24 protein-coding genes are annotated in these 24,881 nt (G+C 50.6%); 5 read left to right on the top strand and 19 right to left on the bottom strand.

Features of this window, described 5'->3' with window-relative positions; all coding sequences use genetic code 11:
• Positions 1-3 precede the first annotated feature (3 nt).
• The 13 genes from AC1RVX_RS15510 to gpmA all read right to left on the bottom strand — a co-directional run bounded on the left by AC1RVX_RS15510 (position 4) and on the right by gpmA (position 16,869).
• A complete protein-coding gene (locus AC1RVX_RS15510; RefSeq protein WP_493217491.1) occupies positions 4-3,615 on the bottom strand; it encodes a response regulator in 3,612 nt (1,203 codons plus the stop codon).
• Complete coding sequence (gene cheB / locus AC1RVX_RS15505) at positions 3,612-4,664, bottom strand: chemotaxis-specific protein-glutamate methyltransferase CheB (protein WP_493217490.1); 1,053 nt, start codon at positions 4,662-4,664, stop codon at positions 3,612-3,614. The genes AC1RVX_RS15510 and cheB overlap by 4 nt, the downstream gene beginning before the upstream one ends.
• A complete protein-coding gene (locus AC1RVX_RS15500) occupies positions 4,661-6,658 on the bottom strand; it encodes a response regulator (protein ID WP_493217489.1) in 1,998 nt (665 codons plus the stop codon). The genes cheB and AC1RVX_RS15500 overlap by 4 nt, the downstream gene beginning before the upstream one ends.
• Positions 6,659-6,669: 11 nt before the next feature.
• Positions 6,670-8,139 (bottom strand): HAMP domain-containing methyl-accepting chemotaxis protein, encoded by a 1,470-nt coding sequence (locus AC1RVX_RS15495; protein ID WP_493217488.1) that lies wholly within the window; start codon positions 8,137-8,139, stop codon positions 6,670-6,672.
• Positions 8,136-8,696 (bottom strand): chemotaxis protein CheW, encoded by a 561-nt coding sequence (locus tag AC1RVX_RS15490; protein ID WP_493217487.1) that lies wholly within the window; start codon positions 8,694-8,696, stop codon positions 8,136-8,138. The genes AC1RVX_RS15495 and AC1RVX_RS15490 overlap by 4 nt, the downstream gene beginning before the upstream one ends.
• A complete protein-coding gene (locus AC1RVX_RS15485; RefSeq protein ID WP_493217486.1) occupies positions 8,693-10,246 on the bottom strand; it encodes a CheR family methyltransferase in 1,554 nt (517 codons plus the stop codon). The genes AC1RVX_RS15490 and AC1RVX_RS15485 overlap by 4 nt, the downstream gene beginning before the upstream one ends.
• Positions 10,210-10,680 carry a chemotaxis protein CheW gene (locus AC1RVX_RS15480; protein ID WP_493217485.1) on the bottom strand — a complete coding sequence of 157 codons (471 nt, stop codon included), beginning with the start codon at positions 10,678-10,680 and terminating at the stop codon, positions 10,210-10,212. The genes AC1RVX_RS15485 and AC1RVX_RS15480 overlap by 37 nt, the downstream gene beginning before the upstream one ends.
• 239 nt (positions 10,681-10,919) lie before the next feature.
• On the bottom strand, positions 10,920-11,729 hold the full coding sequence (locus tag AC1RVX_RS15475; RefSeq protein ID WP_493217484.1) for a fused MFS/spermidine synthase: 810 nt from the start codon (positions 11,727-11,729) through the stop codon (positions 10,920-10,922).
• Positions 11,726-12,373, bottom strand: coding sequence for a glutathione S-transferase family protein (locus AC1RVX_RS15470; RefSeq protein ID WP_493217483.1), 648 nt, complete (start codon positions 12,371-12,373; stop codon positions 11,726-11,728). The genes AC1RVX_RS15475 and AC1RVX_RS15470 overlap by 4 nt, the downstream gene beginning before the upstream one ends.
• Before the next feature lie 50 nt (positions 12,374-12,423).
• A complete protein-coding gene (locus AC1RVX_RS15465) occupies positions 12,424-13,182 on the bottom strand; it encodes a HesA/MoeB/ThiF family protein (protein WP_493217482.1) in 759 nt (252 codons plus the stop codon).
• Positions 13,183-13,224: 42 nt separating this feature from the next.
• Positions 13,225-14,754 (bottom strand): S41 family peptidase, encoded by a 1,530-nt coding sequence (locus AC1RVX_RS15460; protein WP_493217481.1) that lies wholly within the window; start codon positions 14,752-14,754, stop codon positions 13,225-13,227.
• 14 nt (positions 14,755-14,768) lie between these two features.
• The gene (locus AC1RVX_RS15455; protein ID WP_493217480.1) at positions 14,769-16,115 is read right to left on the bottom strand and encodes a murein hydrolase activator EnvC family protein; all 1,347 of its coding nucleotides are present in this window, start codon (positions 16,113-16,115) and stop codon (positions 14,769-14,771) included.
• Positions 16,116-16,122: 7 nt separating this feature from the next.
• Positions 16,123-16,869, bottom strand: coding sequence for a 2,3-diphosphoglycerate-dependent phosphoglycerate mutase (gene gpmA, locus AC1RVX_RS15450; RefSeq protein ID WP_493217479.1), 747 nt, complete (start codon positions 16,867-16,869; stop codon positions 16,123-16,125).
• Between the two features lie 99 nt (positions 16,870-16,968).
• On the opposite strand from gpmA, the gene AC1RVX_RS15445 reads away from it, so the two are divergent.
• From AC1RVX_RS15445 to AC1RVX_RS15425, 5 genes are all read left to right on the top strand, one after another.
• On the top strand, positions 16,969-17,370 hold the full coding sequence (locus tag AC1RVX_RS15445; RefSeq protein ID WP_493217478.1) for a rhodanese-like domain-containing protein: 402 nt from the start codon (positions 16,969-16,971) through the stop codon (positions 17,368-17,370).
• A gap of 13 nt (positions 17,371-17,383) precedes the next feature.
• Positions 17,384-17,650, top strand: coding sequence for a glutaredoxin 3 (grxC, locus tag AC1RVX_RS15440; protein WP_493217547.1), 267 nt, complete (start codon positions 17,384-17,386; stop codon positions 17,648-17,650).
• A gap of 163 nt (positions 17,651-17,813) precedes the next feature.
• A complete protein-coding gene (gene secB / locus AC1RVX_RS15435; protein WP_493217477.1) occupies positions 17,814-18,290 on the top strand; it encodes a protein-export chaperone SecB in 477 nt (158 codons plus the stop codon).
• Between the two features lie 51 nt (positions 18,291-18,341).
• Positions 18,342-18,791 (top strand): SH3 domain-containing protein, encoded by a 450-nt coding sequence (locus AC1RVX_RS15430; RefSeq protein ID WP_493217476.1) that lies wholly within the window; start codon positions 18,342-18,344, stop codon positions 18,789-18,791.
• Positions 18,792-18,914: 123 nt separating this feature from the next.
• Positions 18,915-19,913, top strand: a complete 999-nt coding sequence (locus AC1RVX_RS15425; RefSeq protein ID WP_493217475.1) for an NAD(P)H-dependent glycerol-3-phosphate dehydrogenase — start codon at positions 18,915-18,917, stop codon at positions 19,911-19,913.
• Positions 19,914-19,982: 69 nt separating this feature from the next.
• Here AC1RVX_RS15425 and AC1RVX_RS15420 read toward each other — a convergent pair whose 3' ends face one another.
• The 6 genes from AC1RVX_RS15420 to AC1RVX_RS15395 form a co-directional block, all read right to left on the bottom strand.
• A complete protein-coding gene (locus AC1RVX_RS15420; RefSeq protein ID WP_493217474.1) occupies positions 19,983-20,195 on the bottom strand; it encodes a hypothetical protein in 213 nt (70 codons plus the stop codon).
• 165 nt (positions 20,196-20,360) lie between these two features.
• Positions 20,361-20,870, bottom strand: a complete 510-nt coding sequence (locus tag AC1RVX_RS15415) for a GAF domain-containing protein (protein ID WP_493217473.1) — start codon at positions 20,868-20,870, stop codon at positions 20,361-20,363.
• A 24-nt stretch (positions 20,871-20,894) separates the two neighbouring features.
• The gene (locus AC1RVX_RS15410; RefSeq protein WP_493217472.1) at positions 20,895-21,083 is read right to left on the bottom strand and encodes a hypothetical protein; all 189 of its coding nucleotides are present in this window, start codon (positions 21,081-21,083) and stop codon (positions 20,895-20,897) included.
• Positions 21,084-21,112: 29 nt separating this feature from the next.
• On the bottom strand, positions 21,113-22,450 hold the full coding sequence (hslU, locus tag AC1RVX_RS15405; RefSeq protein ID WP_493217471.1) for an ATP-dependent protease ATPase subunit HslU: 1,338 nt from the start codon (positions 22,448-22,450) through the stop codon (positions 21,113-21,115).
• A 13-nt stretch (positions 22,451-22,463) separates the two neighbouring features.
• Positions 22,464-23,000, bottom strand: coding sequence for an ATP-dependent protease subunit HslV (gene hslV, locus AC1RVX_RS15400; RefSeq protein ID WP_162043733.1), 537 nt, complete (start codon positions 22,998-23,000; stop codon positions 22,464-22,466).
• A 205-nt stretch (positions 23,001-23,205) separates the two neighbouring features.
• On the bottom strand, positions 23,206-24,600 hold the full coding sequence (locus AC1RVX_RS15395; protein WP_493217470.1) for a hypothetical protein: 1,395 nt from the start codon (positions 24,598-24,600) through the stop codon (positions 23,206-23,208).
• Between the last annotated feature and the right edge of the window lie 281 nt (positions 24,601-24,881).

The raw sequence follows: 24,881 nt of genomic DNA, 5'->3' as shown, positions 1-24,881 counted from the left end.
GATTTATTCCCCGGATAGCGGCCGATCATTTAACGGTATGCCTAGTTCCCTGGCTAAAAGCTGAGTATTTGCTTCGGCGCTACGAAAATCAAAATTGCGTATGTCAGTCCAGATGGCGTCCAGTTTTTTTTCCGGTAATTGCTTTGCCAAATTGAACAATACGGTTTCAGCTGGAAGTGGGTTATCTGTATCAAGTGCTTTCAAAAGATCGGAAAACATTGGTTTCAGGCTGGATAGTATTTCTACCGGTATTTCATCATTGGCGGATGCCGTGATTTCCGATTGCATACTGGCTTCCGGTGCGAATTGCCTTAACACATACTTCGCTTTCTCCAATGCGTCACCCAACCGTGCCAATGCCAGGGTGGGGTCGTACCCTGCGATCAATACGCGTTCTGCTTCACCGGCTAGTCTGTGGGTGTCAGACATGGCCAAATTGCCAGCGGCACCGCCCAGTTTGTGAACCAGAGCCGCAGCCGCTTGTCTGTCGTCTGCAGCCAGGCTGGTATTGATCATTGTGATTGCTTCGCCATAATTGCAGGCAAAGTTGTGTAAATAGCGTCGGTACACCTGGATATCAGACCAGATTTGCAGACCCCTTGCGGTGTCAAGTACCGTCAGATCCGTTGAATGTACGGCGTTGTCAGATAGCTGCTGTAGCGGTGCCAGGTCTTGCACTATTGTTGTGGCTGTCCCTGGATTTCCAACCAGTCGCCTTATGAGTGCAATAGTTGATGGGATGTCGATGGGTTTGCTGATGAAATCCGTCATTCCTGCAGCATAGGCAGCATCTTGTTGCGATTTGAAGGCCCCAGCGGTAAGAGCAACTATCGGGAGGGTCTTGAACTGGGGCATGCTGCGTAACTGCTTTGTGGCATCAATACCGTCCAGTACAGGCATTTGTACATCCATGAGAACAATGTCAACTTCACCGGGATGCGCCTGCAGCCAGTCGATGGCATCCTTGCCATCGACTGCTGAGTTGACGGTGGCACCGCTTTTCAGCAAAATCAATTGTGCTACCTTGCGATTGATCTCGCTGTCGTCGACTACCAGTACCCGGATATTTTCAAGATCACGGTTGGCAGTTTGATGTACAACCGGTGAAGTGGCGCTTGGTGCATTTCGCCTGCGTTGGACTTCCAGCACGGCGTTATAGAGCGCAGAAGCGGTCAGTGGTTTGTTGAGGACAGCGTCCACTATGCCGGTGCCTGACTGTATGGGCAAGCTCGCATGCGAATAGGCAGTTATCAGGAGCAGGATAGGGCACTTATCTGATGCCAGCCCTTTACGCAGGGCTTTGGCCGTCGCCAGCCCGTCAAGATCAGGCATTTTCAAATTCAGGATTACGAGGTCGGGTAACTGACTCTTGTCGCCACCCAGCAACTGTGCGAGCACAGTTTCTCCAGAGTCAGTGGTACTGACTTGCCATCCCAGACTCTGGACTATCATGGCTATTGCATGTTGCGCAACCGGATTGTCGTCTGCAACCAAAACATTTAATCTGCTTGTATCTTGGGGGTAAGTATCGGTATTGCTTAATTCGCAGAGAGGTAAGGTAAACCAGAATTCACTGCCCTCACCGATAACGCTGACCAAACCAATTTCTCCCCCCATCAATTCAACAAGTTGCCGGCAAATGGTTAAACCAAGACCGGTGCCGCCAAAGCGACGAGTCGTGGAACTGTCTGCTTGAGTGAACGGTGAAAAGACATCGCTTTGCGATTCAATCGCGATCCCTATACCAGTGTCTTTGACACTGAAACGCAGAGTTATTTTTTCGTCCTGCTTAGCGACAAGTTTTGTGCTTAACTCTATCTGACCGACCTGGGTGAATTTGATTGCATTGCTGGTCAGATTCATCAATACTTGTTCAAGTCTCAAGGCATCCCCCTTTACTGAAGAGATACCTGATGGTAAAGCCTGAATGATCAATTCAATGTCTTTGTCACTAGCAGCGATGGACATGGAATTGCCAATTCTTTCAAGTACATCGTCAAGGCGAAACGGTACGTGCTCTATGACCATATGACCAGCTTCAATCTTGGAGACATCAAGGACATCGTTGATGATGCCTAGCAGGGAGCGTCCGGAAGTCCGGATCTTGCGTACCATATCTTTTGCATCACGCTCCAAAGGCGATTGTTCCAATAAATAGGCGAGACCCAGAATTGCATTCAATGGAGAGCGCAATTCGTGTGACATATTGGAGAGAAACTCGGACTTGTGGCGACTGGCCCTGACCAGTTGCTGGTTTTTATCGGCAATCTCTTCCTGGCGTGCCAGCAATTCACTGTTGGCGATTTCCAGATCGCGATTTTTTTGCTCCAGAACTGACAGTAAAGCTGCCCGGCTTTCAAATAATTCCCTGGCCGCCCGTGCTTCTGTAACTTCAAGTTCCTTACTCATCAGCTCGGCATGTACTCTTTGACTTTCGTCTTCAAAATGCTTGCGTCGCAATTGAGCACGTAATCTTGCCTTGAGCACGTCAAGTTCGCTCGACTTCAGTACATAATCGTCGGCACCAGTGCTCAATCCTTCTATCATTGCGTTGCGGTCTTCCATCGCCGTCAGCATAATGAGTGGAATATCCCGTGAAGCCGGAGTGGATTTTATCTTTTTGCAAGTTTCCATGCCGCCCAATCCGGGCATCAGACGATCCAGCAAGATGCAATCAACTGACTGAACGGCAATCATGTCCAGTGCTTCCTCTCCGGATCTGGCAAGTATGACGTCGTAGCCTTCACCACTCAATGCGTCACCCAGTTCGTGCAAATACGTGATGCTGTCGTCGACTGCCAGGACTTTCTTGGGTTTATGCAAGTTGATGAATTGACCTGCAAAGTCAGGGCTGCGAATATTGCGTAGTACGGCAATGATGCGCGCCAAAATGACATCCAGATCTTCATCTTTTCGAACAAAGGAATCTGCTCCCGATTCAAGTGCGCGCAATTCTGCATGCTGGTCCTGTGAGCCTGTCAGCAAGATACAAGGTGTGTGTCGGGAAACAGCGTCCATTCGCAATTTGCGGACGACAGTTGATCCGTCAATACCAGGTAAGACTTCATCAACAACGATTGCATCAGGCCGGTTGGCAGCAATGCTACGCAGGCCATCTTCACCATTGGCGGCAGTCAGGACATCGAAATTCTGAGCAGTTAACAGTTCGCTTAAACTTTCCCGAAAGGTCACACTGTCATCAATGAGTAACACTCTTGTCTTTGTCGGTTGCGATGGGGGGGATAGGCTTTGAGCTAAAAGATGGCGGGCACGTGAGATGACATATTCCAGATCATAAGGCTTACCGATGTAGTCATTGGAACCCATGTTCAATCCGCGTATCCGGTCTTGTACTTCTGCCTCAGTCGACAGCATCAGCACAGGGATATCAGTTCCCTGCGGCATGGACCGGATTTCTTTCAGCAGACCTACTCCATCTCCATCTGGCAAGATGACATCCAGGATGAGCAGGCTAAATGTTTTATTCGCCAGCTGTGTACGCGCCTCAGCAATGCTGCCACACCCAATTATGGGTAAGCCAGCTTGAGAAAACGCCTCCAGCAGGTCTTCCCGTACGGTGAGGCTATCGTCTACTATCAGTGTCGTTCCAGTCATGACTGTTTCCTGATGGATGCCAGCGCCGGGCCGATTTCCGTTAAAGATAATATACGTTGTGCAGCTCCCAGTAATGCAGCCTCACGTGGCATGCCATAGACCACCGAACTGGCCTCATCTTGCGCAATGGTAAGGCCACCAGCCTGTCGTATCGCCAGCAGGCCACGTGCCCCATCTACACCCATACCGGTGAGCAGACAAGCGATCGTGGCGGCACCATACTGAGTGGCCAGGGATTCAAACAAGACATCAACTGAAGGGCGGCATGAATGGCGTTCCGGGCCTTGGTCTAATTGAAAGCAACCATTGCGTAACGTGAGATGGTGACCAGGTGGGGCCAGGAATACACCACGTTGCCCAAGTCTTTGTCCATTCCTTGCCATGTTAACAGTATGAATTGTTTGTCCGTCCAGCCAATCAGCAAATGCTACTCCGAATGGCTCTCCTATATGTATGACGATCAGGATAGGTAAAGGAAAATCTTCCGGCAGTGCTTTTAATATTTCTATGATTGCACTTGGGCCACCGGTAGATGCACCCAGTGCGAGTACACTGATGCGGCTTGGCGTGGTCTGTGCCGGAGCTGCAGTTGATCGCTGAGCAAGTACCTGTTGGGCCCCCGCCAAGCGCTTTCGCATATGCGTGATGACTTTGACCCGTGCTACCAGCTTGAGCATCGTTATGTATCGCTTTTCCCACTCACCATCAACATCATCTGCTTTGGGTTTTTCCATGACTTCCACGGCACCTGCTGCCAGGGCTTCATAGGTCTTAAATAACTCTCCACGATTGATGGACGACGACACCACGAGTATCGGTGTCGCACAGAAGGCCATGATATATTCTGTGGCAGCAAGGCCGCTCATTACCGGCAGCATCATATCAAGCGAGATGATGTCTGGTCGTAATGACTGGCAGAGCTCAATTGCCTGCTTCCCGTCTTCAGCTTCGCCGACAATATCAAATGCAGAATCGGTTTCAAGAATCTCACACAAACGCTTACGGACTGTGAGTGAATCTTCGACGACTACAATGCGTATCTTGTTCATCGCTGCACCAAATGCTTGACACGTTGCAAGAATTCTACCTGGTCGAATTCACCTTTCACAATATAAGCTGATGCACCAGCATTGATTCCATGCTGGCGGTCATCCTGAGAATCGCGTGACGTGACAAGTATGCAGGGGACTGTGCGTAAAACGGAGTCAGCGCGGGTGAGCGTGACAAAGTCAAAGCCGTCCATGCCGGGCATTTCAACGTCAACCAGAAACAGAGCATATTGCTTGTTTTGTGCCATCTCCAGACCTTCTTCTGCCGAAGAGGCTAGCTCGACTGCAAATCCTGCTGATTCCAGTATGCTGCTTTCAAGCATGCGTGTGGTGAGTGAATCATCGATAATCAGGATGGGAAGTTGGGTCTGTGTCTTGGTTGCTGCATTATTTGCTTGTTGTTTCAGGCTGCTGAAATGTTCAGGATTGAGGACAATGCGGGGATTACCTTCGCTATCAAGATGCATGCCGAGGACAATGGGGTCAGCAGGTGCCATAGCAGGAAGTGGACGCAAAATGATGGTGTCGATGCCATGCAGGCCAGTAACACCGATTGCCATGGTGTCATGACCTGTACGCACAATCACGGCCGTCATTGCATCTGTACGTGTCTGTCTGTGTTGTTGGTTCAATTTTAAAAGGGCCAGCGGGATTAGTTGATCTTCAAAGACCAATGCTTCTCCATCGGGGGTATGGACTATGCCGTCTGCGGTAGTTCGTTGCGTGCAGAGCACGCTGTCCAGAGGTAATGCCACTGTTTGCTGGTCCGCTTCGACTAGCAGTACTTCCAGTGATGCCATCGACAGCGGTACACTAAGTTCTATCATGGTACCGAGACCAGCCGAAGTTTCCGCAAAAACCTGGCCATTCAACCGCTGCGCAGTTTCGCGGACCACATCCAGGCCTATGCCACGCCCGGCCAATTCGGTGACGTTTTTGGCGGTAGTGATACCTCCTTGCAGGAGAAGGGCCAGCAATTGCGCGGCGTCAAGCCCCTGGATATCCGTAACCCTTGAGCCTTGCTTTAACATTGCATGTTTTACTGCTTCCAGATCTACACCACGCCCGTCATCACTACAGCGAAAACAAATACGATAGCCGCGCCGGATAACCGACAATGTGATGCGGCCAGCGGAATCTTTAGCTGCCGCCTGACGTTCTGAAACGGTTTCTATGCCGTGGGCAACCGCATTGCGAACCAATTGAACCAGTGCACTTTGTACGCCGTCAAGCACCTCTCCATCTATTCTTACATCACCCCCCGTAGCTTCAAATACGACCTGCTTGCCTGCACTGTACGCTACGTCGCGTGCAGTACGCTCAAGGGTATTGAAAATGCTGGACACGGGAACCAGTCTCAATTTTTCTGCTGCATCGCGCGCCTGGCGCAATTCCCGGTCTACCAGTTCGATACTGGCTGTCATGTTGCGCGCTATGGCATCAATCAATTCATCCATCTTGTCCGCGATAGCGACAGTTCGCGGATCAGGCTGCGCTGATTTTTCAAGAAGTTTTCCAACAAGGCCAAGTACATCGTTAAAAGACGCGGTGTGCTTGCGCATTGACGATAACTCGCTACCGATTTCTCCAAGCCCTTCTAATAGAACATCTATTTCGACAACATCAGATCTTACTATGCGGACGGTTTCAGGTATGGGCGTCGCGATTGCGGTATTTTGGGGTAGGGGCAGTTCTGCCAATTTTCCGGAAATGGCATCCAATGCCTGAAGTACTTGATCTATCCGGTCACGTGGCAGTTTTTCCTCCACATCACGAAAAGGGGTAAGAGTATCTTCAACGCCATGAATCAGGTCTGCAATAGCTACCTGTTTGACGACGCGTGCAGCACCTTTCAATGTATGTGCAAGACGTAACAGACGTTGCACCAGTTCAGCGCTGGCAATACCTTTTTCCAGGTCGAGTATGCCTCTTGCAAGCTGATCCAGCAGCTCGCGCGCTTCTACACGGAAATAGCGGTAAGCATCCTTTGCCATAAGTTAGTCACCTAGCTTGCGTTCGGTTGTATCAGCCGACGCAAATCCGTCGATAAACCTGCAAGTTGCGATGCGGTCTGTAGCGTTTGAGCTGAACTCGTTTCTGATTCCTGAGTGGCCTGTGCTACGTCAGTCACTGCGATGCGTACTTGTTCCGCTGCCGTTGCCTGTTGTTTTGTCGAAAGTTCTATCTCGCGTGCAGCATCGGTGGTGGTCGCGACCAGGTCAGCAATTTGCTTGAATGCCGCAGCCACATCAGTGAATTGCCGGGCTCCTGCATCTACGGCTTTGGCACCGCTTTCCGTCGCCATGACCGTGGTATTGACGGCACCGCGCACGTCTTCAATCTGGGATCGTATACCCTTGGTGGAATTGGCGACACGGTCAGCCAGTTTGCGAATTTCTTCTGCGACAACGGCAAAGCGTTTGCCAGCTTCCCCGGCGCCGCTAGCCTCAATCGTTGCGTTGATGGCGAGAATATTGGTTTGCTCTGCCAGTTCAGAAACGATGTCCAGAACTGCTCCAATTTCTTGCGACTTCCGGCCCAGGTCCAGCATATGATTGACCACCAGGTCAATCTGGCGGCGAATGTCAGCAATTGCTTCCTGCCCTCTGTCTACCGTACCCTCACCGCTGCGGGCCGAGGTGGCAGTTTGTTCGGCAATCTGCGCGACACGTTTTGCACTCTCGGCAATTTGGCGCGATGTCGCTACCAATTCACTGATCGTGGTACTGATTTCAGTCATGGCGCCTGCCTGCTCTTTGGCGCCAGATGCCTGCTGGCTGGCAGCTGCCTGCAATTCGGCGGATGAACTTTGCACGTGGCCGACGGCGGCACCAATCTGGCGGCGCAATGTGCGTGTCAGCAATAGTGCGATCACCAGTGCAAACAAGCCGGTCGCCACGGCAAGCAATAGCACGGTTGTTACCGCTTCAGATGCGGTGTTGCTGGCCGCTTGTCTTGACTCGGACAGGTGACGTTCTTCAAGATTAATCAATGAGCGCAAGCTTTGATCAATCTGGTCCCGAACCGGCAATAATTTCTCATCAAATGTACGCACAATCAAGTCGATTTTTGCCTGGTCGCGTTTTGAGATGATCAATTGATCTATGATTACATTATATACAGCTACGTTCTTTTCGATAGAATCCAGCAAATGCTTGCCTTCGTCACTACTGACCTTTGCCCTCAACCGGATGGAGGTCGCGGAAAATTCTTCCCGTGTACCGCGCAAGTGAGTAAGAAAACGCTCTTCCGGCGATATGATGTAGCCACGGATATTCGCTCCCATCCTTTCCAGTTCTGCATATAATCTTTCTGCTTCGGTCAATATTTGTGCATTCGTGCTGATGACCTGATCCTTGCTTTCAACTACCGTGTGCAATGCATAGGCAGATACAATGCTGGTAATGAGAACCAGTATGAACATCATCACGTAGCCTGCAGTCAGTTTTTGTCCAAATGTCCAATTCTTACTCATGATGAGAGGCTCCTTTGTTGAATGGATGGGTCTGCTCTTTGCTGGATGTCGTGGAGCAATGACTGCAATTGAATGATGGGCCGGAGCACCTGATCGATCCGTACAGCGTAGGAAAGATGTGGAATATCGGTTTGACGGATCTTGTCCTGAGTTGAAACTATATGGTCAACGGGGACCGAGATATGTGATTCAAAGTGATCGAATGTCAGAGAAATTATTTCTGGCGAGCGTAGTTGAATAAACCAGCGAGGTGCCTTGGCGCCTGGGTAACCCAGAAGTGCAGCCAAATCGTATACGGGTACAATCCGCCCGCGAAAACCCGTCACACCAAGTAGTTCTTTGACTGGCGTTGGCAAAGGCATGATGCGCTGGTCAACATATAGTCCGGTAATTTCTGATATACGTATGGCATATGGATCGCCACCTATGCGTATCGCCAGCAGATTTTCATGCGGCACATTTCCCAGGCGCGGTGGTTGTGAAAAAGACTGGTCAAATTGCCGACGCAGTGCAAGCAGAGTATTGTTTAGATCAGCGTGACTGGAGGTGGAGTTCATACGCCCTCTCCCAAACTTGCGAGCTCAGCACAACACAGTGCAATCAGCGCTTCTCGCTTAAAGCCCCCGCCAAATAACAGCAAACGGGACGCCTCTTCTTTTTGGAGCAGTAACATAGCCTGTTTGAGATCATGCTTTGCGCTTACAGTTTCACCCCGCCGTCGCTCAAGTAAGCCAAGATGCAAACGTGGCATGGCGAAACCCGGATCAAGATAGGCAGCCATCTGATCGTGTTCGAGGGCTTTGTCCAGATTGTCGTTACCTTCGTGACAAAGTGCCAGAACATAGTGTGCGCCAGCATTCAATTCGTCGCGCTCCAGCAAGGTCTGGCAAACAGCTTGTGCCGCTGGCAGCTCGCCACTATGGCTCAGGGATACGGCCTTCAATAAGAGCACTTCGGGGTTGCTCGCATATGTTGATGACAGCGCACCAAGTTGTTCAAGGGTTTGATCGTAACGTTCGTTTTGCAAATACTCGAGAGCGCGATTCAAATTGGGTGCAGGGCAGGTATTGCTCCTCTGTGCAACATGCGTTCTGATTTTGCTTGTTTCATCTTGTGGTAAGGATAAGGCTTGAATGCGTTCAGTTGCCAGGCGAATAGCTTCGACCCAGGAGGTATCTCCCAGATCTGCAGCGGGTTGCCATGCTGCAATCAGTACCTGCGACAAATCATGTTGCTCCACGAGATATTCTTTACGTTGGTAATAGAATGTGTCGTGTGTGTGACAAAGATGGAAGTCGTTCGAGAGGCCACGTAGCGTTTCCGCGTGGCCAAGGAACAGATAGCCTCCGGGCGTCATGGCATGGGCTATGCGTTTGATAATGGCCTGCATCTTTTCCGGGGAAAAATACATCAATACATTGCGACAAAAGACGATATCGAGCGATGAAGGCTGGCCGAAATGGAAGTCTTCATTTGCCAGATTTCCACGTTCGAATTTGACCATCTGACGTATGTTTTTATCTAGCAAAAAACCGTCTGTTTCAGCTTTGAACCAGCGTGCTTTCAGCTCAGAAGGAAAATCACGTAGAGACCAACTTGTATAACGTGCTTGTGCTGCTTTTTCGAGCATCGCCGGGTTGATATCCAGTGCGGCAATAGCGATGTGATTCTTGGCCCAGGCGAAGTGTTCCTGAACAATAATTGCCAAAGAATAGGGTTCTTCACCGGAAGCGCAACCAGCAGAAAAAATACGAATGGGCCTTTTTCCCGCGTTGTCTGTCAGAAGCTTTGGTAATGCGACTTCTATGCAGGCTTTGAATTGGTCACGGTTGCGCAAGAAATATGTTTCAGTGACCGTCAGTTCACGGGCAAGTTGAAAAATCTCCTCGCTGGCTTGATGCATTGTGCCAAGGAAAGCCAGGTATTGTGGGTAATCTTCAGCTCTGGCTTGTGCACGAAGATGCAATATCTTTGTCAGATTACCGAACTTTGATTCGTCAAAATATAGACCCAACTGCTTGGAAATCAAGTCGCGGAATCGCACAACCTCATGTACTTGCGGGAGCGGAATCATACTTTTGCGGCCTCGCTGTTGAGTGTTTCCCAAACTTCCTCGGTGATAATGTGCGTGCCTTGCAATACCAATAGTAATTCGGCATCCAGGGTAGTGATGGCTGCGACAGTGGCGGTATCTGCCTGATGCAAAAAGAGTGGAATGTCTGCCATTGAATGCATGCTTAACAAGCGCACACCAATCACTTCGTCAAAAGCAAAAGCAACCTGGCGAGCACCGGGCATCACTGTGACATAACGTTTGGGGGTTGCTTCAGATTTTGCACCTATCAGCACACCTACATTGATGACCGGGACGACTACACCACGGATGATCGCGGCTCCGATAAGAAAGTCGGGCATCGACGGAATAGGCTCGACTGGTAGCGGACGCATCGTTTCTACAACGTCAGCCAGCCGCAGGGCGCATAATCTGGATGCGCTACGACAGACAAGGAATGTGTCGGGTGCCACGTATTCTGCAAACATCGGACCTCCTGATGAAGAAGTCATTCTTTACATAACGTAGTGCTTAAGGGTTTGATAGCCTTATTCTTTGATACAGATAAGTTAACATATTTTACATTAAGAAATATTAACTTTTTTGTAAAGTACACACTTATTTGCACTTTTGAATTAGAGAGTGTTGCATATCACTTAATGTGTAATGTGCAACGACTTGAATAAGTCAGGATGGGAGGGTTGCTTTCAATTTTTTGGGTGCAGTACTACATTTGCTCAGCCATCCAGGCTTTCAAACCATTCACCCATTTCGCTGCAGGCAGTTTGGTAGCCAGGCGTATTTCTGTCGCACGTTCGTATAGATCTTCGAAATCAACCGCAGGCGCCTGTTTGAAGGCGATGGCGACGGTGTTGGCGTCGTGTACCAGCGGCAGCCAGACCACGGCATCAAATGCGGCTTCCAGTGCGGCAATGTTGGCAGCGCAATTGGCTTCATAGTTTTGCGGATTGCCAAACAGGTTCACTGTCAGCATGCCATCGTCTTTCAGGCAGTCTGCACAGGCTTGATAGAAAGCGGTGCTGCTTAGGGCAGGTGCTTCGGCTGCAGCGTCATACAGATCGATTTGCAGGATGTCGATGCTGGCATGATTTTTTTCATTGCTGACATATAGCATGGCATCCATTTCCAGCACTTGCAGGCGTCCATCATCTACAGGCAGTTTGAAATCCTGACGGCAAGCTTGTATCACATTCGGATTCAGTTCTATTGCTGTGACCCGTGCCTGTGGAAACTGGCGATAGCAAAATTTGGTCAGTGATGCTGCACCCAGGCCCAGCTGCACGATATGCTGTGGTGACTGATTGAACAGCATCCACATCATCATTTGCTGTACATATTCAAATTCAATCTGGTCAGGCATCGCCATTCGCATGGCACCCTGTATCGCCTCCGAAGACAGATGCATGTTACGCACGCCACGAAATTCGGTGATGGACACTTCCGGATGAACGATATTTGTCTGCATGGCCGCCTGGTTGGCGGCATACAGTTCACGGGCTTTGCTGGATTTACTCAATTGGATGTCGCCTTGGGCCAGACATCAATGCTTTCGATTTCGACCATTTTTTGCCAGCTTGGGCGTGCGACGATCAGGTGTGCAAGCCGCTTCAATGCTGGCCAGTTGGTGGCTGGGCGCGGCATATTACGTGACCAGCGCATCAGCATGGTCAGTTGCAGATCAGCACCGGAAAAAGTGTTGCCAAGCAGGTAGGGACCATGTTGACTCAGATGCTGGTCAAGCTGGTCCCAGATGGCGGCAATGCGATTCTGCAGGGCCTGGCGAGTGATTTCTGTGTGCTCTTCATAGCCTAGTTCGGCCGGATAAAACCATGCGCGAAAGGTCGATTGCAGACTTGTGCTGATGAACACTATCCATTGACGCCATTGATCGTGTTCAATACTGCCAGCGGCAGGCATCAGGCCAGCTGTCGGGTGGCGCTCGGACAATAGCATGAGCAATGCTGCTGACTCAATATAAGGGCGGTTATCAAAGACCAGGGTAGGTACCACGCCGTTTGGATTCAGACGCAGGTAGGTTAGGTCTTTTTGCTGCTTCTTTTCTACATCGACAAGTTTCAGTTCATGCCCTGCCCCGATTTCCAACAGGGCAAGGTGGACGATCATGCTGGCCGTGCCGGGACAGTAATACAGTGTGTACATGGTTTTCCTTTCAGTTGTGCCGAGGAATCAGGTAAAGCTCATACAAATGTTCAGCATGCGTGATGCTGGCCACAAACCGGGCAATCAGGGTTCTTGCTGATGCCTATACTGGTCCATTCCATGTGCAGGGCATCCAGCAGTAGCAGGCGGCCGCTGAGTGGCTTGCCAATGTGCATGATAAGTTTGAGCGCTTCTGCTGCCTGGGTGCTGCCTATGATGCCAACCAGCGGGGCAAACACACCCATGGTGGAACACAGCACTTCTTCAAACACCTGGTCCGGCGGGAACAGGCAGGCATAACAGGGCGATACCGGGTCGTGGCTGTCGAAGACACTGATCTGGCCATCAAAGGCAATTGCAGCGCCGGATACCAGCGGCACACCATGTTTGACACAGGCGGCATTGACTGCATGGCGGGTGGCGAAATTGTCGCAGCAGTCGAGCACGATGCTGGCCTGGCTGACCAGTTCTTCCAGACGTGCCTGTTCAGCTCTTTCCTGAAGTGCAATGATGCGGATGTCGGGATTGATACCCTGCAGGCTCAGTCTGGCGGAGTCGACTTTGGCCATACCCACCCGTTCTGTCGTATGCAGGATCTGCCGTTGCAGGTTGGTCAGGTCGACACTGTCGTTGTCGACGATGGTGATGCTGCCGACACCGGCGCTGGCCAGATACAGAGCCACTGGCGAACCAAGGCCGCCAGCACCGATGATGAGGGCGCGTGCTTCAATAATTTGCTGCTGGCCTTCTATGCCTATCTGATCAAGCAGGATGTGACGGGAATAGCGTAAGAGTTGCTGGTCATTCATCGTAGTAAAAAAGGCCGCTGCGTGCGGCCTTTTTGTCAGGGTTTATTTTTTCTTGCTGTCGGTTTTGTGATCTGTCTTGTCTGTTTTGTCTGCTTTGTCAGCCTTATCAGATTTACCGGCTTTTTCAGCGTCCTTGCCCGCATTTGGGGTATCTTTACTGTCCTTGCCATCCTTGTCGGCGACTTTGGCTTCAGTGACTTTGACTGGCAGGCCCTTCAAGTGATTCAATGCCTGGGCCAGCTGGAAGTCGTCAGCACCACCATATTCCAGTGGTTTGCTCTTTTTCGCCAGGGCGATCAGACGTTGCTCTTCTTCCACTTCATCTACCTTAGGACGGGCGACTTCTTTTTCCTTGTCATTGGTCAGATGTTTTTGCAAGTCGGCTTCACGGGCACGCAGACCATTGAAACCATCACCATCTGCTGTTTCTTCTACATTCAAGTCCGGGACGATACCTTTGGCCTGGATGGAACGGCCATTCGGCGTGTAGTAACGGGCAGTAGTCAGCTTGACCGCGGTATCGGCAGAAATCTGGCGTATGGTCTGTACTGAACCTTTACCGAAACTCTGGGTACCGAGGATGGTGGCACGTTTGTAATCCTGCAGGGCACCAGCCACAATTTCAGACGCAGAAGCCGAGCCGGTATTGATCAGCACCACCATGGGTACGTTTTTTACGGCTTCTGGCAGTTTTGCCAATGGGTCACTCAATGTGCGTCCCGAGTAAAATTCGCGCCTTGCGTAGAAGGTTGCCTTGGAGTCTGGCAACTGGCCATTGGTGGAAACCACTGGCACGTCCTTGGGCAGGAAGGCAGCAGAAACACCGATGGCGCCTGGCAAGACACCACCCGGATCATTGCGCAAATCCAGGATCAGGCCCTTGATAGCTGGGTCCTGTGCATACAAGGTCTGGATTTTCTTGGCCATGTCTTCGACCGTAGGTTCCTGGAACTGGGCGATTCTTACCCAGGCATATCCAGGTTCGACGATCTTGGCTTTGACGCTTTGCTGTTTGATCAGTTCTCGCACGATAGTGACGATAATCGGCTTATCTTCATTCTTGCGGGAGATGGTCAGGGTAATCTTGGTATTTGGTTCGCCGCGCATTTTTTTCACGGCTTCATCCAGCGACAGCCCCTTGACTGGAACGGAATCCAGACGGGTAATCAGATCGCCCGGTTTCAGGCCAGCACGGTAAGCCGGTGAATCTTCGATAGGGGAGATGATTTTGACATAGCCATCTTCCATACCGACTTCGATGCCCAGGCCAACAAACTTGCCCTGAGTACCTTCTTTTAATTCTTTAAATGATTTCTTGTCCAGATAGGCTGAATGTGGATCCAGCGATGCCACCATGCCGGTAATGGCTTCAGTCAGGAGTTTGTTGTCTTCCACCGGTTCGACATAATCTGATTTGATCAAACCGAAGACATCTGCGAGCTGTCGCAATTCTTCTACTGGCAAAGGGTTGCCTGGGGTCTTTTGTGCCACTGCGGAAAACTGCATGGAAACCGCTACACCCGCAACCATGCCGAGGCCAATTAAACCGAAATTCTTGAATTTGCTGCCCATGATTCACCTAAAGCCTATTTAACGACGATCCAGTTGAGTGGATCAAATGTACGTCCCTGATGACGTACTTCAAAGTATAAACCTGATTCTTCAATGCCGCCGCTGTTTCCAGCGCTGGCAATCACATCACCTGCTTTTACTACATCACCCACATGCTTCAATACTGCCTGGTTATTGCCATATAAACTCCAGTACTGGCCACCATGGTCAACGATGATCATATTGCCATAGCCTTTCCACCAATCAGCAAAAATCACCTTGCCAGGCGCGATGGATTTGATCTCTGCACCCTCATTGGCCTTGATGAACATGCCTTTCCAGCTTGGTCCATCGGCACGTTTACTGCCGTATCTGGCCACAATCTCACCTTTGACTGGCAAGCGCAACTGCCCCTTGAGCTTGTCGAATTCACCCGGCGGCGGTGTTTCTGCTTTTGCCTGCCTTGGTGGTTCGTCGGCATCAATCGCATTAGGATTGGTGATTTTTGCTGGTTTCTTGCCTTGTGCTGCCTGTTTTGCTCTTTCTTTCTGTGCTGCTGCAATTCTTTCCTGGCGCTGTTTTTCTTCCAACGCGGCCTTGGCTGCATCCGCCTTGGCCTGCTCTTCAATCAGTTTATTTAATTGTGAGACCAGATTGCCCAGTCTTTGTTCATCTTTTTCCAGACTATCAGCCTGTTTTTTTTGTATATATAATTTTTCTGCCAACTGACTTAGTAAAGTGGCATGACGTTTTTTCTCTTTTTCCAGCGATGACTTGTGACTTTTTTCTTCATCGGCGATTTCATCGAGCTCGGCCTTGGCTTCCTTCGCATCATCGGCATTTTTTTCTGCCGCTTTCAGGCTGACGCGCAAGGCATCGATCATCTTGGCCTGGGTTTGTGATACATAGCTCATGTATTGCAATTCGCGATTGATGCGGTTGGGGTTGTCACCAGACAGCAGGAGCTTGATGCGGTCACTGTCGCCTCGTATATATTGACGACGCAGGAAGCTGGATAGTTGGGCCTTTTGTTTTTCAACTTTGGCTTCAAGACGCTGTTGTTCTTCGGCCAATTGTTTTACTTTTTCTTCAGTTTCGGCCTGCTCGGTCTGCAAATCACGCAGCGAGCGATTCGCTTCAGAAATTGATTTTTCCGATTCTGCCAGGGCGTCACTGGCATTGTCTTTGGCGGTTTCGGTCTTGTTGATGTCGTTTTTTAGTGACTTCAGACGGTTTTGCAACTCCAGACGGTCTGCTTCGGCCTTGCTTTTTTGCGCGGCACGGGCATTGCTGGCCGCCATGGCAGAAGCTGCCATGCCCGTCAACGACAGGCACAGCACGATGCTCAACAGGGGTTTCAGCGACTTCTGTGTAAGTGGCATCAAATACTTATTTGGATTTACCCTGGCTGGCAACTGCCTGCAAGGCTGCTGCAATGGCTGCCTGGTCACCCAGGTAATAATGCCTGATCGGCTTCAGATCGGCATCCAGTTCATACACCAGCGGTTGGCCGTTGGGGATATTCAGGTTGACGATATCGTCGTCGCTGATACCGTCCAGCATCTTGATCAGGGCGCGCAGGCTATTGCCATGGGCAGAAATCAGGATACGTTTGCCGCTGCGGATAGCTGGGGCAATACTGTCATTCCAGGCGGGCATGACGCGGGCTACCGTGTCTTTAAGGCATTCGGTCAAGGGTATCTGACTGCGTTCCAGACCGGCATAACGCGGGTCATTGAAAGATGTACGCTCATCGTTTTCATCCAGCGGCATGGGTGGCGTGTCATAGCTGCGACGCCATACCAGCACTTGCTCGTCACCGTATTTGGCGGCGGTTTCTGCCTTGTTCAAGCCTTGCAGTGCGCCGTAATGACGTTCATTCAGACGCCAGTCGTGGATCACTGGCAACCACATCAGATCCATTTCATCCAGAGTACCCCATAGTGTGCGAATGGCACGTTTCAGTACTGAGGTATAGGCCAGATCAAAGCTCAGGCCTGCTTCTTTCAGCAGTTTGCCGGCCTGGGCCGCTTCAGCGACGCCTTTGTCAGTAAGATCAACATCTGTCCAGCCCGTGAAGCGGTTGTCCAGATTCCAGGTAGATTCGCCGTGGCGCATGAAAACGATTTTGTACATAGAGTGTGCGATAAGTTGAAATAAGTGATTTAGTATGCATCTGCGGCATCTATTTTATAATGACGCGCTTCTGATAACCATTTTTACTACTGGAAACCCGTGAAATTCATTCTTGATAATATCTTTTTGATTGGTATCGCCCTCATTTCCGGTGGCGCGCTGTTGTTCCCGGCTTTACAGAAACGTGGTGCCAAAGTATCGCAATTACAAGCCACCCAATTGATGAATCAGGGAAAAACCTTGGTATTGGATGTGCGCGACGCCGAAGAATTTGCTACCGGACACCTGCCCAACGCGAAAAACATTCCTCTGGCAGAATTAGATAATCGCCTGAAGGAAATCGAAAAATCGAAAAACAATGCAGTTATTACCGTATGCGCGCGTGGTGTACGTTCAGCCAGCGCGGCAGCTTTGCTGACCAAGGCTGGTTTCGGACAGGTCGTCAGCCTTGAAGGCGGTGTGGATGCGTGGAAAACGCAAGGCTTGCCGACAGTAAAGTGAGCAGGAGAAAATGATGAAACCCCATGTAGTCATGTATAGCACGGCTGTTTGTCCATATTGCACTATGGCAGAGCGTTTGTTGAAATCCAAGGGTATTGATGACATAGAGAAGATCCGTGTTGATCTTGACCCTGGCATACGCGAAACAATGATGCAGAAAACCGGGCGCCGTACCGTGCCGCAGATATATATCGGGGATACGCATGTAGGCGGTTTTGATGATTTATCGGCACTGGACAGAGCTGGAAAACTCGATCCGCTACTGAATCCAACAAGCTAAAAAGCGAAATTTGCCGGATTTTCTACGGGTTTTTCAGGTAAATTGCTGTTTTTGCAGACTACTTGTTACAATAGCGCGCTGCGACCTTGAAATGGCTGTAAATGACCTTATCTGCCAGTCTCGCTGTTCATTATTAATCTTTTAGAATATTAGAAAGTTTCACATGTCTGACGAAAATCTGCAGCCCGTATTCCAAATTCAACGCGTATATCTGAAAGATTTGTCGCTTGAACAGCCAAATTCTCCAGCTATTTTCCTGGAACAGGAAGCGCCTGGTATCGAAGTATCTGTTGACGTTGGCTCTGAAAAGCTGGCTGACGGCATCTACGAAGCCACTGTCACTGTGACTGTCACAGCAAAAATCGGTGAAAAAGTGGCTTTCCTGGTAGAAGGCAAGCAAGCCGGTATTTTTGAAGCACGCAATATTCCTGAAGACCAGCTTGAACCACTGCTGGGTATAGGTTGCCCGAATATCGTCTATCCTTACCTGCGTTCCAACGTAGCAGATGCGATTACACGTGCAGGTTTCCCACCTATCCACCTGTCTGAAATCAATTTCGAAGCCTTCTATGCACAACGCCTGGCGATTGCTGCTGAACAAGGCAATGCAACAGCTGATGCACCAGCAACCATCCAGTAATTGAAGCAGTCTGATCTGGCAAAAGCCGGATCAGATCGACGAAGGAAGCCTATGCGACGCCCGATAACGACAGTTCCCTTGATCTTGTTCGCCCTGACGGTGGGTGGTACAGCCCAGGCGCTGGAGTTCCGGTCTGTCGGTGCGTCCCCGGTCATCATGTATGATGCACCAGGGGCGAAGGGTGCCAAATTGTATGTGGCACCGCGTGGCATGCCGGTTGAAGTCGTGTTTACGTCGGGTGCCTGGAGCAAGGTGCGTGATATGTCTGGCGACATGAGCTGGGTCGAGTCCAAGGATTTGATCACACGACGCAGCCTGGTGGTGCGTGTAGCCAATGCCAAGATACGTGCTGCAGCTGATGATGCTTCGGCACTGGTATTTAGCGCTGACAAGCATGTCTTGCTGGAAATGGCGGAGCCGGTGAGCGCTGGCTGGGTCAAGGTCAAGCACAAGGATGGTCAGATAGGCTTTGTTAAAATAAACGAAGTCTGGGGTCTGTAATCATTTGGCGAGCCTGCCACCGAAGCTAATATAGAGGACAGCATGCTGTCCTTTTTTTACATCCGGAATTCATCTTTAGTATATGAAACAAATGCCAGCTTTGCAGTGTGGTCAGGGGGCAATATGAATATCAGCGTATTGGGAGCGGGTGCCTGGGGTACTGCCATGGCAATGGCTTTTGCGGCAAAAAACCAGGTCTTGCTATGGGGCCGCAATCAGCAGGCTATCGCTGCCATGCAGACCGAGCGCCAGAACAATGTCTATTTACCGGGTTTTGTGTTTCCGGCTTCCCTGCAATTGACCGCAGATTTTTCTGTGGCGTTGCTGCATGCTGCAGGGCCAGACAATTTGCTGGTAGTGGCAACTTCAGTATCCGGCTTGCGTGCCACTCTGGAAGCTTGTCTGCCCTTTCAGGCGAGTAATATCGTCTGGTTATGCAAAGGTTTTGAAGAGGGTAGTCAGTTGTTGCCACATCAGGTTGCACATGAAGTGCTGGGAGACAGCGTGGCTTTTGGTGCCCTGTCTGGCCCTTCATTTGCACAGGAAGTCGCTAAAAGTTTGCCTTGTGCACTGACCATTGCGTCTACCTCAGCCAATTTGAGCCAGTTGGTCGTACAAGCTTTACATGGAAATGCCATGCGTGTGTATTCCACCGACGATATGGTTGGCGTTGAAGTTGGTGGCGCTGTCAAAAATATCATGGCCATCGCCACTGGCATTGTTGATGGCATGGGCTTGGGCTTGAATGCCCGTGCCGCATTGATGACACGCGGTCTGGCAGAAATCAGCCGCCTTGGGGTTGCCCTGGGCGCACGGGCTGAAACCTTGATGGGATTGACTGGCGTCGGTGACCTGATACTCACCTGCACTGGCGACCTGTCGCGTAACCGCAGGGTGGGGCTGGCGCTGGCCCAGGGTAAATCACTGGAAAATATCGTGCAGGAACTGGGGCACGTTGCCGAAGGTGTGCGCTGTGCACAGGCGGTACGTGGGCTGGCGCGACAACTCGGGGTGGATATGCCCATCACCGAAGCGGTGGCGGGCGTACTGTTTGACGGTGTGTCGGCGCAACAGATGGTGGGGCGTTTGCTGGCACGGGATGCCAAGCAGGAAAGCCATTGACAGGACTTGCGCAAAACCGCCCCAGCTGCGTAAGTCCTGATTGATCCAATAATTGCGTGAATAACGGCGTCAATAACGGCGTCGGCATTCGGGAAAGCGCAGCACCCTGCTGATGACCGTATCCGGCACCTGATGCTTGCGCAAGAAGTCCATGGCCTTGTCCAGCCCCAGTATTTCCAGATAATGTATGCTCAGGTCCACCGTGAACCGGGTCAGCACATCACGCCTGCGCAAAAGCAGTTTGCGCTTGTGCTGCATTTTTCGCTGTCGGTTCCCTGACATGTGACTATCCCCGTCGATACTGATATTTCAGTGTAGAACGGCAACACAATACAGGGCTGATTTTTGACATAGCTTAACAAAAAAGACCATGTGATTCATGGTCTTTGTCTGTCGCCTGCCACAAGGAGTATCGGAATTCCTGAGCAAAACAGATGTATTGCTAACTCATTTGATATCACTGGCAGCCATGAAAATGGCGACCAGTTGCTCCAGTCCTTGTTGGTCCTCGAGGCTGAATCTGTCCAGGCATGGGCTGTCGATATCAAATACGCCAAATAATTCACCGTCTTTGATCAGCGGGATGACGATTTCAGAATTCGATGCCGAATCGCAGGCGATATGGCCGGGAAAGGCATGCACGTCAGACACCAGCACAGTGCGTCTTTCTGCCGCTGCCGTGCCGCAGACACCACGTTTGAATGGGATGCGGGTACAGGCGACCTTGCCCTGGAAAGGTCCGAGCAAGAGTTCATGCGGGAATTCGGCAGTCGGTTTGCTGGCTGCTGTGCACAGGTAAAAGCCAGCCCAATTCAGGTCACTCATGCTGTTGTAGATAAAGGCAGAAAACTGTGCCGCATTGGTAATCAGATTGCGCTCACCCTCCAGGACGTTGGCAAGCTGGCGCGACAGCATGGAATAGTCGGGTTTGTCGATGGCAGTCGGGCTGATAAACATGGTGCTTCCTCTTTTTGAAAGGGATTATTTTCCCCCTGGCTTGTCTTTGCTGGTGGCATTGACAGCAGGGGAAACTAAGTTACGGTTGGCAGCCAAACCGCGATTGCCTGGCTGCGCCTTGTTGAAGCGCTGCTGTGGACGATTGGCTGGTGTCTGTGCAGGTTCAACGCGGAACTGCATGCGTTGTCGTGTTGCCAGCGCCTTATTTGCCATGTTGAACCCTTGGGCTAGCCAATCAAAAATTACAGTACGTAGCGCGACAGATCTTCGTTCACCGACAGGGCTTCCAGACGGTCATTGACGTAGGCCGCATCGATGGTGACAGTCTTGCCACTGTTCTGGTGTGCATCGAAAGAAATTTCTTCCAACAGCTTTTCCATTACCGTGTACAGGCGGCGGGCACCGATATTTTCTGTCGTTTCATTGACCGCATAAGCGATACCGGCCAGACGTTCCACCCCTTCTGGTGTGAAATCTATCTGCACATCTTCGGTGGCCAGTAGCGCCTGGTATTGACGTGTCAGGCAGGCATCGGTACCAGTCAGGATGCGTTCAAAATCAGCGATGGACAGGGATTCAAGCTCCACGCGGATAGGGAAGCGACCTTGCAGTTCCGGTATCAGGTCAGACGGTTTGGCCAGATGGAATGCGCCTGATGCAATAAACAGGATATGGTCAGTTTTGATCATGCCGTATTTGGTATTCACGGTGGTACCTTCCACCAGCGGCAGCAAATCGCGCTGTACACCTGCACGTGAGACTTCAGCACCGCCGGTTTCGGAGCGTGAGGCAATCTTGTCAATTTCATCCAGGAAGACGATGCCGTTTTGTTCTACATTGCGAATCGCCTCCTGCTTCAGCTCATCTTCATTGACCAGCTTGCCAGCTTCTTCTTCAATCAGCAGCTTCATGGCTTCTTTGATTTTCAGCTTGCGTGATTTCTTGCGGCCACTGCCCATGCCCGAGAACATGGTCTTGATTTGCTCGGTCATTTCTTCCATACCGGGTGGTGCCATGATTTCCATGTGGGCCACGCCTTCGGCGACTTCAATTTCAACCTCTTTGTCATCCAGCGCACCTTCACGCAGACGCTTACGGAAAGTCTGGCGAGTGGTATTGTCCGCCGGCGCTGCTTCAGCTTCATGCGGCTGAAAACCAAAATCGCGTGCAGGTGGAAGGAGGATGTCGAGCACCCGGTCTTCTGCCGCATCTTCGGCACGGGCGCGTACTTTGCGGGTAGCAGCTTCACGGGTTTGCTTGATGCCGATATCCACCAGATCACGAATGATGGTGTCGACGTCGCGTCCTACATATCCAACTTCGGTAAATTTGGTGGCTTCGATCTTGATGAAAGGGGCATCTGCCAGCTTGGCCAGGCGACGGGCGATTTCGGTTTTACCGACGCCGGTCGGGCCTATCATCAGGATATTCTTCGGCGTGATTTCATGACGCAATGGCTCCTCCACCTGCTGACGACGCCAGCGGTTACGCAGGGCAATGGCAACAGCGCGCTTGGCCTTGGACTGGCCGACTACATGTTTATCGAGTTCGGAGACGATCTCTTGTGGGGTCATGTTCATTGCTTATTCCAATTCATTCCAGTGTTTCTATGGTGTGCGACAAGTTGGTATAAATGCACAACTCGCCGGCAATAGTCAGTGATTTCTTGACGATGTCGACTGGCGACAGGTCAGTGTTTTCAAACAAGGCGATTGCTGCCGATTGGGCGAAGGTACCACCCGAGCCAATGGCACCTATGCCCTGGTTTGGTTCCAGCACGTCGCCATTGCCGGTGATGACCAGGGTCGTGTCTTTGTCTGCTACCAATAGCATGGCTTCCAGGCGGCGCAACATGCGGTCGGTACGCCAGTCCTTGGCCAGTTCTACAGAGGCACGCATCAGGTGGCCCTGGTGTTTTTCCAGTTTAGATTCAAAACGTTCTATCAGAGTAAAAGCGTCGGCCGTGCCACCAGCAAAGCCTGCCAGGACCTTGTTGTGATACAACTTGCGAACTTTGCGGGCGGTGCCCTTCATGACGATATTGCCCAGAGTAACCTGACCGTCGCCACCCAGTGCGACCAGATTGCCGCGTCGCACCGTCAGGATGGTAGTGCCGTGAAATTGTTCCATGTGAACCTCAATAATATTTGCTACGCCTGCTGCATAGACTCAGGCCCGGATAGGCTGAAGGCGATTGCCAGGCTGGATTGCCTGTTTTTTTGAAAATGGGGTGTTTTCGCTGAATTACAAGCTTTGTAGCAGATGGTGCAAACGCAAACAAATACCGCATCCTGGTTACATAAACAGGATGCGCAATGTGTTATTGATAATTTCTTTAGTGTTTGCGGACGATGATGCTGGCGATATTTTTCAGGCCCATGGCGTGGAACAGCATCATGACCAGATAATTGACGTTTTCAAAGCGTATGCTCATGCCGTGTTTGCCGGCGATGGGAGCCAGACCATTCAGTAATTGTGCCGAGGCACCGAACTCTACCCGCTCAAGTCGTGAGCAATCAAGTATCAGCGGGTTCTGGGTTTCTGCCTGTTCAGCTATGCCTTGCAGCAAGAATTCGGTCTTGCCTTCGACGACTTTAGGCATCAGGAAATTGTCAGAAGACGCCTCTTCCTTGTTACTAAGTTCCGGGAAGGAGCTGGTAACATTGTTTTTTGGCGCTTCAAAAGATGGCGGCGACACTTCGAAAGTGACACAGTAATCCATACTGACTTCTTCGAAAGCCTGTTCAAAATGCAGCAATTGCAAGATTTCAAGCAATAGCAGCCAAGGCGCTTCGGTTTCGTCACGACGGCCTACCAGCAAAATCCCACGGATTTTGTCTGACAGATCTTTGGCACCAACCAGCATCAGGTCATGCCCGGATTTTTTCAAATTTTTGAGAGCGCGTAATAACAGGCCGCAACCGATAGGATCCACTTCCTTGACGCGCACGAAATCCAGACGCAGGCTGCGGCTCTTGGCACTGGCGTTTTGTATTTTTTCCAGTACTTTGACTATGCCAGCATCCAGTTTGGCCGGGAAACTGATATTTGCCATGGTGTTGTCAGCATGATTTTCTGTTTCATGATCAGTGTTGTTCAGTTCCTCGGGCCACAGGGGGGGCGAGGTTTCAAATTTATTCGCATAGTCGAGAGACAAGCTTTCAAATTTGTGTTGATTGTTACTGATGCGATACAGGTCAAACAGCATTTGCCAGCCGATTTCGGTGGCATCACCCAATTCCTGGTGTACAGCGGCAACCAGCATTTGCTCAGCGACTTCTATCTGGCCGCTGGCAAACAGGATGGCGGCTTCTTCCAGCAAAGGTACGGATTCACTTTGTGCTACAGCCGATCCTGGCATTTCTGAATTCTGCCCAAGCAGGTAGTCGGTAGGCAACATCAAAGGCATCGTCGTCTGGAATTCTGCTGGCGGTGCTTTTTTTGCTGCAGGTTCCGTTGGAGGATTCTGGAGATCAGTTTTGGTGACTGTCGGAGGCCGGGTCTTGACGATGTCGCGGGACATTTCAAATTCGATGGCGTCAATTTTTCTTTCCGTGGCACGGGCGATGTGACGCTGAGCAATTATGGAATTGCTAAAGACATCACTGTCCTGGAAACCGCCAATGACGGTATTACCATTCTTTGAACGTGTCTTCCTAGTAGAAGATTTCTCGGTGGAGCGATCTTCCTGCTTGACACCTTTTTTACCGAAAAGAGAAAAAATCCCCACTTTGTTCCCGAATAAGAATAAACGCTAGCCGCCCGCTAGCGAATTTGACGAGTGCTTAGTATATTCTGATTTAAGGTGGAATGGTTGACTGGGCTCAACAGGTCCAACCAGTTTTTTTTCAAATGTTCTTTTAAATGCTATGCAAGATCGTTGAAAACCAACCGATTAGACCGGTTTTTTAATGAAATTGGAGGTGGATACCACCTCCTGTACTTGCAGGTTATGAATTGATAACTAAATGTGCCATTACATCTGCTTACATTTTTCTTGCAATTCTTAGC

Source organism: Undibacterium sp. GW821-FHT11B02 (assembly GCF_058808955.1).
The sequence above is the reverse complement of the archived record's forward strand: the minus strand, read 5'-3'. Positions and strand labels throughout refer to the sequence as shown.

Excerpts from the sequence above, each read along its gene's own strand:
- AC1RVX_RS15510 (WP_493217491.1), bottom strand. The coding sequence starts at position 3,615 with ATGACTGGAACGACACTGATAGTAGACGATAGCCTCACCGTACGGGAA.
- cheB (WP_493217490.1), bottom strand. The coding sequence starts at position 4,664 with ATGAACAAGATACGCATTGTAGTCGTCGAAGATTCACTCACAGTCCGT.
- AC1RVX_RS15500 (WP_493217489.1), bottom strand. The coding sequence starts at position 6,658 with ATGGCAAAGGATGCTTACCGCTATTTCCGTGTAGAAGCGCGCGAGCTG.
- AC1RVX_RS15495 (WP_493217488.1), bottom strand. The coding sequence starts at position 8,139 with ATGAGTAAGAATTGGACATTTGGACAAAAACTGACTGCAGGCTACGTG.
- AC1RVX_RS15490 (WP_493217487.1), bottom strand. The coding sequence starts at position 8,696 with ATGAACTCCACCTCCAGTCACGCTGATCTAAACAATACTCTGCTTGCA.
- AC1RVX_RS15480 (WP_493217485.1), bottom strand. The coding sequence starts at position 10,680 with ATGTTTGCAGAATACGTGGCACCCGACACATTCCTTGTCTGTCGTAGC.
- AC1RVX_RS15470 (WP_493217483.1), bottom strand. The coding sequence starts at position 12,373 with ATGTACACACTGTATTACTGTCCCGGCACGGCCAGCATGATCGTCCAC.
- AC1RVX_RS15465 (WP_493217482.1), bottom strand. The coding sequence starts at position 13,182 with ATGAATGACCAGCAACTCTTACGCTATTCCCGTCACATCCTGCTTGAT.
- AC1RVX_RS15460 (WP_493217481.1), bottom strand. The coding sequence starts at position 14,754 with ATGGGCAGCAAATTCAAGAATTTCGGTTTAATTGGCCTCGGCATGGTT.
- AC1RVX_RS15455 (WP_493217480.1), bottom strand. The coding sequence starts at position 16,115 with ATGCCACTTACACAGAAGTCGCTGAAACCCCTGTTGAGCATCGTGCTG.
- gpmA (WP_493217479.1), bottom strand. The coding sequence starts at position 16,869 with ATGTACAAAATCGTTTTCATGCGCCACGGCGAATCTACCTGGAATCTG.
- grxC (WP_493217547.1), top strand. The coding sequence starts at position 17,384 with ATGAAACCCCATGTAGTCATGTATAGCACGGCTGTTTGTCCATATTGC.
- secB (WP_493217477.1), top strand. The coding sequence starts at position 17,814 with ATGTCTGACGAAAATCTGCAGCCCGTATTCCAAATTCAACGCGTATAT.
- AC1RVX_RS15430 (WP_493217476.1), top strand. The coding sequence starts at position 18,342 with ATGCGACGCCCGATAACGACAGTTCCCTTGATCTTGTTCGCCCTGACG.
- AC1RVX_RS15425 (WP_493217475.1), top strand. The coding sequence starts at position 18,915 with ATGAATATCAGCGTATTGGGAGCGGGTGCCTGGGGTACTGCCATGGCA.
- AC1RVX_RS15420 (WP_493217474.1), bottom strand. The coding sequence starts at position 20,195 with ATGTCAGGGAACCGACAGCGAAAAATGCAGCACAAGCGCAAACTGCTT.
- AC1RVX_RS15415 (WP_493217473.1), bottom strand. The coding sequence starts at position 20,870 with ATGTTTATCAGCCCGACTGCCATCGACAAACCCGACTATTCCATGCTG.
- AC1RVX_RS15410 (WP_493217472.1), bottom strand. The coding sequence starts at position 21,083 with ATGGCAAATAAGGCGCTGGCAACACGACAACGCATGCAGTTCCGCGTT.
- hslU (WP_493217471.1), bottom strand. The coding sequence starts at position 22,450 with ATGAACATGACCCCACAAGAGATCGTCTCCGAACTCGATAAACATGTA.
- hslV (WP_162043733.1), bottom strand. The coding sequence starts at position 23,000 with ATGGAACAATTTCACGGCACTACCATCCTGACGGTGCGACGCGGCAAT.